The following is a 10,900-nucleotide window of genomic DNA, read 5'->3' as shown; positions in this document are numbered from 1 at the left end:
GCCCCTGCCCGCGGGCAGGGGCAGTGCGCCGGTGAGGGATCTATAAGCTGCGCATGTGGCCAGTACAGAGGATTCAGCGTTCAGCGACACTGCGGCATCGGACGCGGCGCCGACAGATCTGCAGTCGTTCGCGGTGCAGTTGCGGCGCATGAACGGCGAGCTCAACCGTCTGATCCATGGTTTCGCCGCCGGCCACGACCTGCACGCGACGGACGTCCAGGCACTGGCCGCCATTCTGGACACGGATGATCCGCTCACTCCAGGACGACTCCGCGACCACCTGGGGTTGACCTCGGGCGCGGTCACGGCATGCCTGGACCGTCTTGAACGGGCCGGGCACATCCGCCGGACACGGGACAGCGAGGACCGCCGAGTGGTGCATCTGCACTACGCTCCGGGAGCCAAAACGGCGGCACGCACCTTCTTCCAGCCGCTGGCCGCAGCGACGGAGAGCGCTCGCGTGCGGTTCAGCGAAGACGAACTCGCCGTGGTGTTGCGCTTCCTGGCCGCGATGAACGAGGAACTCTCCGAGCTGCGGGGTCGTCAGCGCTAGGTCCCCGTCACGGCGGACGTACCCGGCGGGCACCCTTGGCATCCGAGATGATTCAATCATTGAGATTCTTAGTTGTTGAGGTATTGAGCCCGCAAGGAGATCCATGTCCAGAGGTACGCGCCTGGCACGCTGGCTCGTCCCCGTCGTTCTGCTCGTCGCCTGGCTCGGCATCGGCGGAACGCTCGGGCCGTACGCCGGAAAGCTCGGCGAGGTCGCCACGAACGATCAGGCCGCCTTCCTGCCGCAGAACGCCGAGTCCACGCAGGTCATCGACGCTCAGCGGAAGTTCCGACAGGAGGAGACCCTCCCCGCGATCGTCGTCTGGACCGCGGACGGCGACGCCGGCGGCACGCGGTCCGGCGGAATCGATCAGGCCCAGAAGGACAGTGCCACCCGGGCGCTGGCTTCACTGAGCAGCGTGCCGGGGGTTACGGGGCAGGCGTCCCCCGCGCTGCTGTCCAAGGACGGCCAAGCGCTGCAAGGTGTCGTCCAGCTGCGGCCCGACCTCGGCGAGGAGCTGGAAGGCACCCTGGAGCACGTCAGGAAGGCGGCGGAAAAGGTGCCCGGAGCCGACGCCCAGGTGGCCGGTCCCGCGGCCAGCCAGGCCGATCTTTCCGACGCCTTCGGGGGCATCGACGGCCTTCTGCTCGGGGTTGCCCTGATCACCGTCCTGGTGATCCTGCTGCTCGTCTACCGCAGTGTGCTGCTTCCGCTGGTCATCATCCTCGGGGCCGTCTTCGCCCTGGGGCTCGCCTGCGGGATCGTCTACGTGCTTGCCGACCACGACATCGTGCGGGTCGACGGCCAGGTCCAGGGCATCCTCTCCATCCTGGTCATCGGCGCCGCGACGGACTACGCCCTGCTGCTCACCGCGCGCTTCCGTGAGGAACTGGCCGTCAGCCGCGACAGGGTCGCCGCCATGCGGGCGGCGCTGCGCCGTTCGCTCGGTCCCATCGTCGCCAGTGGCGCCACGGTCGCACTGGGACTGCTCGCACTCCTGCTGAGCGATCTCACCAACAACCGTGCGCTCGGACCCGTCGGGGCCATCGGCATCGCCTGCGCCGTACTGAGCACGCTGACCTTCCTGCCCCCGGTCCTGATCCTCCTCGGGCGCGCGGCGTACTGGCCCGCCAAGCCCAGGTCGGCGACGGAGAAGTCCGCGGGGCAGGGCGTGTGGACCAAGATCGCCTCACTCGTCGACCGGGCGCCGCGCAAGGTCTGGGCCGGCACCCTGATCGGCCTGCTCATCTGCACCGCCTTCGCCCCGACGCTCCAGTCCAAGGGCGTGCCCCTGAACGAGATCTTCGTCAACGACGCTCCCTCCGTGGCCGCACAGAAGACGCTGGGCAAGCACTTTCCCGGCGGCTCGGGCAATCCGGCCGTGGTGATCGCGGATGCCGGCAGGCTCGAGCAGGTCACGGCTGCCGTCGAACGCACCGATGGGGTGTCATCGGCTTCGGCCGTGAGTGCCTCCGGCCGACCGGGCGCGGGAAAGCCGCTGATCGTCGACGGGCGCGTACGTATCGACGCCACTTTGGAGGACGCCGCCGACAGCGACGCGGCGAAGGACACCGTGTCGCGGCTGCGCGGCGCCGTCCACGAGGTGAACGGCGCCGACGGCCTTGTCGGCGGCTACACCGCGCAGCAGTACGACACGCAGCGGACCGCCGAGCACGACCGCAAGCTCATCGTTCCTGTGGTCCTCGCGATCATTCTCGTCATCCTGATCGGGCTGCTCAGGTCGCTGCTCATGCCGGTTCTGCTGGTCGCGACGGTCGCGCTCAACTTCGTGGCCACGCTGGGGGTTTCCGCCCTCGTCTTCCGGCACGTACTGGGATTCAGCGGGACGGACTCCTCCGTACCGCTCTACGGCTTCGTCTTCCTGGTGGCCCTCGGCGTGGACTACAACATCTTCCTGATGTCCCGGGTTCGCGAGGAATCACTGCGCCACGGGGCGCGCGAAGGGGTGCTGCGCGGTCTGACCGCGACCGGTGGCGTCATCACCTCGGCCGGGGTCGTGCTCGCGGCGACGTTCGCCGCGCTCGGCATCATCCCGCTGGCCTTCCTCGTCCAGATCGCCTTCATCGTCGCCTTCGGCGTCCTGCTGGACACCCTGGTCGTACGGTCGCTCCTGGTGCCGGCCCTCGTCCGCGACATCGGCCCGGCAGCGTGGTGGCCGGGGGCCCTCAGTCGTACGAGGCGCAGCTAGGCGCGGCGATCCGGGCCGGGTACGGGTCAGGTGCCCGCCGACACCGGCGATTCGGTCTTGTCGCCCACGGAGTCCTGCGTCGCGGACTTCGGTATGGGCTGGTCCTGGCGCAGCGCGGTCCACACCCGCTGCGACGCCTTGTCCAGCGGCAGGACCCGTCCCGAGTCCTGGGAGTCGTAGGTGACCGGCATCGTGACCATGTTGGTGCGGTCGGGGCTGATGCCCTTCAGCTCCTTGGCGAGACCGAGCAGCTTGTCCGCGGAGGCCAGGCCGGAGTCGGCGCTGATGGTCTTGGTCGCGGTGTCCGCCAGGTCGTAGGACTTGGCGGGGCTGCCCAGCGGATCGACGGTGTCGGCGCGGTGGATCAGTGCCTTGATGAACGCCTGCTGGAGCTGGATGCGGCCCAGGTCGCTCCCGTCACCCACGCCGTGCCGGGTGCGGACGAGCTCCAGTGCCTGCTTGCCCTTGAGCGTGTGCTTGCCTGAGCTCAGGGCGAGGCCGCTGTTGGGATCCTTGATGGCCTTGTGGGTGGTGATGTCCACGCCGCCGAGCTCGTCGATGAGCTTCTGGAATCCCTTGAAGTCGACTTCGAGGTAGTGGTCCATGCGGAGGTTCGACATCTTCTCGACCGTCTTCACGGTGCACGCCGGTCCGCCCACTTGGTAGGACGAGTTGAACATGGCCTGCTGCGCACCGGCCGCCTTGCCGCCCTGCGGCTTGGCGCACTGGGGCCGCTCGACCATCGTGTCGCGCGGAATGCTGACGACCGAAGCCTTCTTATGGGTCTTGTCGACGTGCAGGACCATCGCCGTGTCGGCGCGGGCTCCGCTGACACCACTGCCGTACTGGCCGTGGGTTCCCGCCCGGGAGTCGGACCCGAGCAGGAGGATGTTCATCGAGCCGTCCTTCTGCTGGCTGGGCCGGTCGTGCCCGAGGACGGCGTTCATGTCGGTGCCATGGATGTTGCCGTTGAGGTGCTGCCAGGCGTAGGCGGCACCGCCTCCGCCGATCAGGACCGCTCCCAGGGCGCCCCATGCGACGTATCGCAGGGTCTTCCTCCGCGGCTTGCGCCGGGAGCCTCGTACCCGCGCGGGCCCGTAGTCGGGCACTGCGGATCCTGCGGCCATGTGCGCCTGCTGCTCGTTACCGCTCTCGTGCGGCATGCGCTGCCCCTCTTCGTTGACCGGTGGCTCAGTTGGTGCGTCTACCGGTGGCTCAGTAGGCGGAGTCGACGTTGTCGATCGAGCCGTACTTGTCGGCGGCGTAGTTCGCGGCCGCGGTGATGTTGGCGACCGGGTCGGTCAGGTTCTGGGGGGTGCCCGCGACGTGGTAGGCGTCGAAGGTCGGCTGGATGACCTGGAGCAGTCCCTTGGACGGGGTGCCGGCCTGTGCGTTGACGTCCCAGCCGTTCTGGGCGTTCGGGTCACCGGCGGACTCGCGCATGATGTTGCGGTGCAGACCCTCGTAGGAGCCGGGGATGCCCTTGGACTTCATGATGTCCAGGGACTCCTTGATCCAGCCGTCGAGGTTGTCGGCGTGGGGCTTCTTGGCCGCGGCGGCGGTCTGGGCGGACTTCGTGCTCGCCGCGGTCGGCTCGGCGGCCTGGGCGGGCGAGGGGACCAGCGTGAGGGCTGCGGCCGCGGCACCGGCGGTGGCGATGCCGACGACGGACATCTTCCGCAGTCGGGCGGTGCGGGTGGTGCGGTCGGTGCTGGTCTGCGTCTGGTTCGTGGCCATGCGGGGGAACTCTCCAATGCGAAGTGCGTGTGGGGGGCTCGGTCGAATCGAGCTGATTCGCTCGGTTCGATCCCGATTCCCCGCCGGAACTTCAGCAAGGGTTAGCGGTGGCCGGAGCGGGACGCAATGATGTGACGTACTACCGGGGTACGCAGGAGCCCCTGGTCAGACGCCTCACAGGAGACTCACGGCCCTTCGCGGGAGCCCTGAGGTGTCTACTACCGTCCTTAGCATGTGACGTGGCTCCTATGGGTGGGCTCACAGCCACAGCGGTATTTGGCGGGTCCTCGGAGCTTGGAAACGGGCTCTGGGGGTAGACGTCCCCGCTCGACGCCGCTTTCCGGGTGCCGTCCGCCTGGATTCACCGCAAACATGCAGGTCAGGTCACCGTCGGCGCCCTCACTGGTTCCGCGCGCGTACGGCGTCAGAGCTGACTGCCGCCCTGACGGTTCGCGGAGAAGCGGGACGGGGGCATGCCGAAAGCGCGGGTGAAGGCGGCGGTGAACGCCGCGGGAGAGGCGTAGCCGATGCGGCCGCCGACTTCGCTGACCGACGCGGTGCGCAGCAGCGGGACGGCCGCGAGCAGGCGGGCGCGCCCCCGCCAGACGGCGGGGCTCTCACCGGTCTCGGAGCGGAAGCGCCGCGTGAAGGCCCGTTCGCTCATGGCCGTCCTGGCGGCCCATACGGCGTTGGTGGCGTCGGCGTCCGGGGCGGCCAGGTACTCGCGGCAGAGGCGCGCGAGGTCGGCGGAGGCGGGGATCCCGACGTGGAACGGGAGCGGGGCCAGCTCGGCGATCTCGTACAGGAGGAGTGTGGCGATGCTTCCCTCGCGCCCGGAGAGGCTGTAGTCGGCCTCGAACTCCGCAGCGGCCATGAGCAGCTCGCGCAGCAGCGGCGGAACGTCCACGACCTTGCAGGTGGCGGGCCACCAGGGGACGGCGTGCGGCTCGATGTACAGGCTGCGGGTGCTGACCTCCAGCATGCGGACCCGGTGCCGCGTGGCGGGCGGGATCAGCACGGCCCGCTCGGGCGGGACCGTCCAGGTCCCTTCGGCGGTGTCGACGACCATGACGCCGGTTGCACCGTGGAGGAACTGCGCGCGCCGGTGTTCGTGCCAGTCCAGGACGTGCCCGGGCGGGTAGTCGGTGCCGATCGGCAGGACGGCCCGCTCGACGTGGTCGACATCGGCCAGCGGGACGTTCTTCACCCGCCCACCCTATGGGCTCCCACTGGCCGACACGCGAAAGATCTGTGCCGACCATCGCATGCGAGAGGATCATCGCGGCTGGTGGGGTGGGGGTCATGGACTTCGTGATGTTGGTCGGTGTCGGGCTCCTCACCGGGGTGACGACCGTGTTGTTCGGCTTCGGTGGCGGGTTCGTCGCGGTACCGGTCGTGGTCTGGGCGGATGCCGCGCTCGGCGCGGACGCGATGCGGGTGGCGACGGCCACCTCGGCCCTCGTCATGGTGGTGAACGCGGGGTTCGCGACGGTCGTCACACCGCGGCGGGTGCTCCTCTCGCTCCGCGGCAGCGGCAGGCTGCTTCTCCTGTTGGCGGCCGGCGCCTCGGTCGGCGCGCTCGCCACGCGCCTGGCGTCGGCCGGTCTCGCCCACTGGGCCTTCATCGCGTACGTCGCGTTCACCATCGCCGACTTGCTTCTGCGCCCCGGTTTCCTGCGCCCGCGCACCCGGACCTGGAACCGGACCCGGACCCGAACCCGGATCGAGACTCCATCCGATGGTCCGCGTCCGCTGCCGCCCTTCCTTGGCGCACCGATCGGTGCGGTGGCCGCCTTCCTCGGCGTGGGCGGCAGCGTCATGACCGTTCCCGCGATGCGGCGGGCCGGGCACACGATGCAGGTGGCGACCGCGCTGGCCAACCCCCTCACCCTCGCGATAGCGCTCCCCGCCACCGCGATGTCCCTGGGGGTGGCTGCGGTGCCCGCCGCCGCGGACGCACAGGTGCATCTGGTGGGTCTCATCGACCTTCGCGCCGCGTCGGCGCTGCTCCTGGGTGCTCTGCCGGTCATCGCGGCACTGCGGCGGCGCCCGCCGCGCATCCCCGACCGCACCCATGCCTGGGCCTACGTCGGACTGCTCGGCGTCGTGACGGTCGCGATGCTGCTCCTGGCCTGACGGGGCGCTTCAGGCGTGCGACCGAGGCCCCGCACCGGCAGCGTCCGCCGACACAGGGTCTCGACAGCTGCCCGAACCCACCCCCGAACCACCCCGTGACCGGGGCCGGAGATCGCCGGGGCACCTCGTCTAGCGAGTGGTACCGAGCCAGTCCTCATAGTGGGTGGAGGCCAGGCGTGCGTCAGGTCCTGCGAGAAGAACATCGCCTTCGACGGCGCCGAACATGCCCGACTTCTCGTCGGTGACGACGGTGCGGGGGTCCTTACGGGCCGCCAGCGTGAGGCGGCCGAGCTCGTCGAGCCGGAAGACGTCGGGTCCGGCGACGTCGAGCGTGCCGTTGAGCGGCGCGGCGGTGGCGACGTCGGCGAGGGCCTGGACCACCTCGGCCGTCGCGATGGGCTGGATGCGCGTGGCGGGAAGGCGGACGCTCTGCTCGTCGGCTTCCCAGGACATGACCGCGTCCATGAACTCGAAGAACTGGGTGGCGCGCACGATCGAGTACGGGGTGGGCCCCTGCCGCAGCAGATCCTCCTGGAGGGTCTTCGCTCGGTAGTAGTCGAGCTGCGGCACCTGGTCGACTCCGACGATGGAGAGGATGACCTGATGGCGGACGCCCGCGCGCTCCCCCGCGGCGAGCAGCTGCCCCATGGTGGTGCGGAAGAAGTCCGGCGATGCTTCGTCGAACGTGGGCGAGTTCGACACGTTGACGACCGTGTCCGCGCCCTTGAGCGCCTGGTCGAGGCCCGCGCCGGTGAGCAGGTCGACTCCGGTGGACAGGGATGAGGCGACTACCTCGTGGCCTGCCTCGCGAAGCCGTGAGACGAGTTGGGAACCGATCAATCCCGTACCGCCGATGACCGTGATGTTCATGATCGTGCCCTTCTGTGAACCGAGTGCCACTCTCGTCGCAAACTCGGATATCCGTTGTCCGAGACAATACTCGGATAACCTGTGTCCGAGTCAACTGGGAGGGTGCATGAAAATATCCGGCGGCGTGGAGTGGGCACTGCACTGCTGTGTGGTGCTGACCGCTGCAACCGAGCCGGTCCCGGCTGCCCGCCTTGCGCAGCTGCACGACGTGTCACCCAGTTACCTGGCCAAACAGATGCAGGCCCTGTCCCGGGCCGACCTGGTGAAGTCCGTCCAGGGCAAGACGGGCGGATACGTACTGACCAGGGCGGCCGCCGACATCGCGGTCCTGGACGTGGTGCAGGCCGTCGACGGGGCGAGCTCGGCGTTCGTGTGCACCGAGATCCGCCAGCGGGGGCCGTTCGGGACGCCCCCTGAGGACTGCACCAAGCAGTGCCCCATCGCCCGCGCGATGGCCGCGGCCGATGCCGCCTGGCGGGCGTCGCTGCAGGCCGTCTCCATCGCCGATCTGGTCGGCACGGTGGAGCAGGACAGCGGGCCCGATGCTCTGCCGACCATCGGTACGTGGCTCAACGCGGTGAACGGCTCCGCCGGTTGAGGGACGCGGTGTGTTGATCCGGCGGATGTGGACTCCAGCTGCCCCCGAGTTACCTTGAGTTGCCCCGAGTTGCCTCCGGTAAATCGACTTTCCGTCGGCGACAGTGGGTAGGGTGATCGAATGACAAATCGGGGGCGCACACTCAAGATCACAGCGGCACTGGTGCTATCGGCGCTCGCCCTGACCGGCTTCACGACGGGGCGGGGTCACGGCGGTGGCAGTCGCCACAGCAGCGGAAGTGGCGGCGGAGGCGGCTGCAGCAGTTCGAAGCAGGATCACGACAGTTCATCGTCGAGCAGCTCCGGGTCATCCGGATCGACGACATCCGGTTCGGGCTACGACGACGATGAAGATTCGTACGGCAGCAGCGGCGACACCAGCAGCAGTACCAGCGGCGGCAGCTCCTACAACCGGCGGCCGACCCACCGTTCCACCTCCTCCAGCTCCCCCGGCGGTGAGCAAATGGAGGACGCGAAGGCCACGTTGGTGACTTGCGCGAGCAAGACGGCCCCGTACGCGACGGTCAAGGTCACGAACGGCAATGAGAAGAAGGGCCGCTTCTGGGTCTCGGTCACTTTCCTGGACGAGGACGGCCTCACCATCATCGAGGAGAGCGAGAAGGTCAAGGTGCCCGGGAAGGGCAAGACGACCGCCCGCGTGGAACTCAGTGGCGAGGGCCTGGCCGCTTCCGTCGATCACTGCGAAGTCGACCCGCAGGCCATTTCCGTGTCCGGCTGAGTCTGCCCGCCGACCAGCATGGGCCCGTCCGAGAACCCCGGCCTCCGGGTGTTCCTGGAATCGCTACGCCCCGGGGAGATCCTCAGCGGCAGGGTCGCGGCGATGGAGCGGTTCGGGGTCTTCGTCGCATTGGACGACGGCCCCGGCCACCCCGTCTTCCCGGGCGTCGGGTTCATCACGATTCCCGAGCTGTCCTGGCGGCGGATCGAAGCGGCCTCGGACGTGACGGCCGTGGGACAGCACGTCTCCTGTGAGTTTCTCGGGTTCGACACGTGGAACCTTGAGGCCAGGCTGTCCTTGCGGGCGATGCAGCCGGACCCGTTCCAGGAATTCGCCGACCGCACCGCGGTCGGCCGGCGTCTGCACGGACCGGTCACCAAGCTGGTCCCGTTCGGCGTCTTCGTGCGGGTCGCCGACGGCGTCGAAGGCCTTGTCCATCTTCGAGAACTCGCGTGGACGCCCGTGGAAAGCCCCGAGGACGTCGTCAAGGTCGGCGACGAGATCTCCGTCGTCGCCATCGAAATCGACCGGGAGCGACGAAGGGTGTCCCTGTCTCGACGACAGGCCTGAGGTGGGGGCCTGGAGTGCGGGATGCGCTGGGTGGCAGGGGGTCCCGTTTCAGTCCGGCGGTTCCAGCAGTTCCAGCAGGCGGTCGGCTTGCCGATCCGCGGTGCCTGGCGGGTTCCTGGGGTGGTCCGGATCATCGAAAGAGAGCAGGAACAACCAGACGAGGGCGAGGAGCCGTCGGCACTCCGTGAGCCGGGAAGCTTCGGCGGGAGTCAGGTCGAAGTGCCCCAGGAACGCCGGGACATCAAGAGGGTGGTCCACCCAGCTCGACACATGTTCGGTGATCTCCGCCAGCTCGAAGGCGCGATCGCTGCGGCCGGAGTCCTCGAAATCGACGACCCGAACTTTCGAGCCGTCCCAAAGGTAGTTGGCGAGGTTGCCGTCTCCAGGGCCGAAGACTGTGGGCACCGATGGCTCACGCAAAGGGTCGAGGCCCGACTCGGCGAGCCACACCAGCCCCGCGGCCGTGGCCCGGGACACAGAGCTGTCGGCGCGAGTATTGGTGCGCGCGGACCAGGCGTTGATGTGGGCGATGAGTTCGCCTTGATGTCCAGGTCTGAGGGGGACTTCGTCAAGCGCTGACGGCGGCACTGCGCCGTGCAGCGCGGTGACGGCTTCCGCCAGAGCCTTGGTCTGCCGCGCGTCGATGGCGTGCCCGCGCAGAGGTCTGCCGATCAGCCGGGACATCACCACGGTGGGCACTGCGGCTGCGGGATCGGCGGACCGGGGCCGTGGTGCGAGCCCGGGGGCGTATGTGTCGAGCAGCCTCAGGGCACGCCACTCGCGCTCGCACCGCTCGCGATCCGCGTCCCGGAAGCGCTTGGTCACGCTGTCGGGACCCATCTCGATCGAGTGGGTGCCCCATCGCTCAGAACTCATGGGAGGCGATCCTGCCAGGTGCAGGGCGGGCGGGTCCGGCCGAGATGAGGCTTCGCGATGGACTCGATGCTGTTGTCCGGGTTGGGGTTCATTGGGGTTCATGTCGGGGCGGGCGCGGTGAAGACGTAGAAGATCAGACGCCCGCCGGGAGAGATGGCGCTGGACACTCTGCGCCAGGCTCGACCTGCCCGATCCGGAGGACCTGCGCCCGCGCCTGGCCCAGGACCTCGTCGTCGCCGCGTTCCACTCCGCCATGGAGCGGTGGGCGAAGCAGCCGGGACCGAAAACCCTTCCCGGTTTGCGCTCCCGGCTGCAGGACACGCTCGCTGCGGCATCACAGGCCACTACCTACACCGGAGCCCCCGTCCTCGATGACGGGCAGGAGTGAGCAACGGCCGCCCTCTCGTGGCAAGGCCGTGACCGAGCACGCATAGGCGCGACCTATACGGGGGATCGGTTTTTGGTCGTGGACCTTCTCCTCTGTGACCGGCTTCACTGACCCGGTAGTTGGTGCGGCGACCGGTCGGGACCCGGTGTCGCACGGGGCCCGGCAGTCGGCTCTCGGCATGCGACGGCACTCCTGCCGCAAGGGGTGCCGCCTCTGTGTGGAGCG

The 10,900-nt window shown here is 68.9% G+C and carries 11 protein-coding genes; 6 read left to right on the top strand and 5 right to left on the bottom strand.

Annotated features, from left to right (window positions below; all coding sequences use genetic code 11):
• Positions 1-55 precede the first annotated feature (55 nt).
• Both ACFQ7F_RS05990 and ACFQ7F_RS05985 read left to right on the top strand, forming a co-directional pair.
• Positions 56-553, top strand: coding sequence for a MarR family winged helix-turn-helix transcriptional regulator (locus tag ACFQ7F_RS05990; RefSeq protein ID WP_383266743.1), 498 nt, complete (start codon positions 56-58; stop codon positions 551-553).
• Positions 554-656: 103 nt separating this feature from the next.
• On the top strand, positions 657-2,762 hold the full coding sequence (locus ACFQ7F_RS05985; RefSeq protein WP_383266740.1) for an MMPL family transporter: 2,106 nt from the start codon (positions 657-659) through the stop codon (positions 2,760-2,762).
• Between the two features lie 26 nt (positions 2,763-2,788).
• Here the strand turns inward: ACFQ7F_RS05985 and ACFQ7F_RS05980 are convergent, their stop codons facing one another.
• The 3 genes from ACFQ7F_RS05980 to ACFQ7F_RS05970 all read right to left on the bottom strand — a co-directional run bounded on the left by ACFQ7F_RS05980 (position 2,789) and on the right by ACFQ7F_RS05970 (position 5,706).
• Positions 2,789-3,925 carry an LCP family protein gene (locus ACFQ7F_RS05980; protein WP_383266737.1) on the bottom strand — a complete coding sequence of 379 codons (1,137 nt, stop codon included), beginning with the start codon at positions 3,923-3,925 and terminating at the stop codon, positions 2,789-2,791.
• Between the two features lie 52 nt (positions 3,926-3,977).
• A complete protein-coding gene (locus ACFQ7F_RS05975; RefSeq protein ID WP_383266734.1) occupies positions 3,978-4,499 on the bottom strand; it encodes a transglycosylase SLT domain-containing protein in 522 nt (173 codons plus the stop codon).
• A gap of 424 nt (positions 4,500-4,923) precedes the next feature.
• Positions 4,924-5,706, bottom strand: a complete 783-nt coding sequence (locus ACFQ7F_RS05970) for an AraC family transcriptional regulator (RefSeq protein WP_383266731.1) — start codon at positions 5,704-5,706, stop codon at positions 4,924-4,926.
• Between the two features lie 95 nt (positions 5,707-5,801).
• Here ACFQ7F_RS05970 and ACFQ7F_RS05965 point away from each other — a divergent pair, with 95 nt between their 5' ends.
• Positions 5,802-6,635 (top strand): TSUP family transporter, encoded by an 834-nt coding sequence (locus tag ACFQ7F_RS05965; RefSeq protein WP_383266728.1) that lies wholly within the window; start codon positions 5,802-5,804, stop codon positions 6,633-6,635.
• Positions 6,636-6,764: 129 nt separating this feature from the next.
• On the opposite strand, the gene ACFQ7F_RS05960 is transcribed toward ACFQ7F_RS05965, so the two are convergent.
• Entirely contained in the window at positions 6,765-7,505 is a 741-nt protein-coding gene (locus ACFQ7F_RS05960) for an SDR family oxidoreductase (protein WP_383266724.1), read from the bottom strand.
• A 106-nt stretch (positions 7,506-7,611) separates the two neighbouring features.
• Here ACFQ7F_RS05960 and ACFQ7F_RS05955 point away from each other — a divergent pair, with 106 nt between their 5' ends.
• The 3 genes from ACFQ7F_RS05955 to ACFQ7F_RS05945 all read left to right on the top strand — a co-directional run bounded on the left by ACFQ7F_RS05955 (position 7,612) and on the right by ACFQ7F_RS05945 (position 9,411).
• Positions 7,612-8,103: an RrF2 family transcriptional regulator gene (locus tag ACFQ7F_RS05955; protein ID WP_383266721.1), complete on the top strand. Its 492-nt coding sequence runs from the start codon at positions 7,612-7,614 to the stop codon at positions 8,101-8,103.
• A 120-nt stretch (positions 8,104-8,223) separates the two neighbouring features.
• Entirely contained in the window at positions 8,224-8,841 is a 618-nt protein-coding gene (locus ACFQ7F_RS05950; protein ID WP_383266718.1) for a hypothetical protein, read from the top strand.
• Between the two features lie 18 nt (positions 8,842-8,859).
• Complete coding sequence (locus ACFQ7F_RS05945; RefSeq protein ID WP_383266715.1) at positions 8,860-9,411, top strand: S1 RNA-binding domain-containing protein; 552 nt, start codon at positions 8,860-8,862, stop codon at positions 9,409-9,411.
• A gap of 48 nt (positions 9,412-9,459) precedes the next feature.
• Here the strand turns inward: ACFQ7F_RS05945 and ACFQ7F_RS05940 are convergent, their stop codons facing one another.
• Entirely contained in the window at positions 9,460-10,287 is an 828-nt protein-coding gene (locus ACFQ7F_RS05940; protein ID WP_383266712.1) for a phosphotransferase family protein, read from the bottom strand.
• Positions 10,288-10,900 lie beyond the last annotated feature (613 nt).

Origin of the sequence: Streptomyces sp. NPDC056486 (genome assembly GCF_042795295.1) — a bacterium.
Classification (GTDB): Bacteria; Actinomycetota; Actinomycetes; order Streptomycetales; family Streptomycetaceae; genus Streptomyces.
Note: the sequence above shows the minus strand (reverse complement) of the source record. Positions and strands in the feature narration are given on the sequence as shown.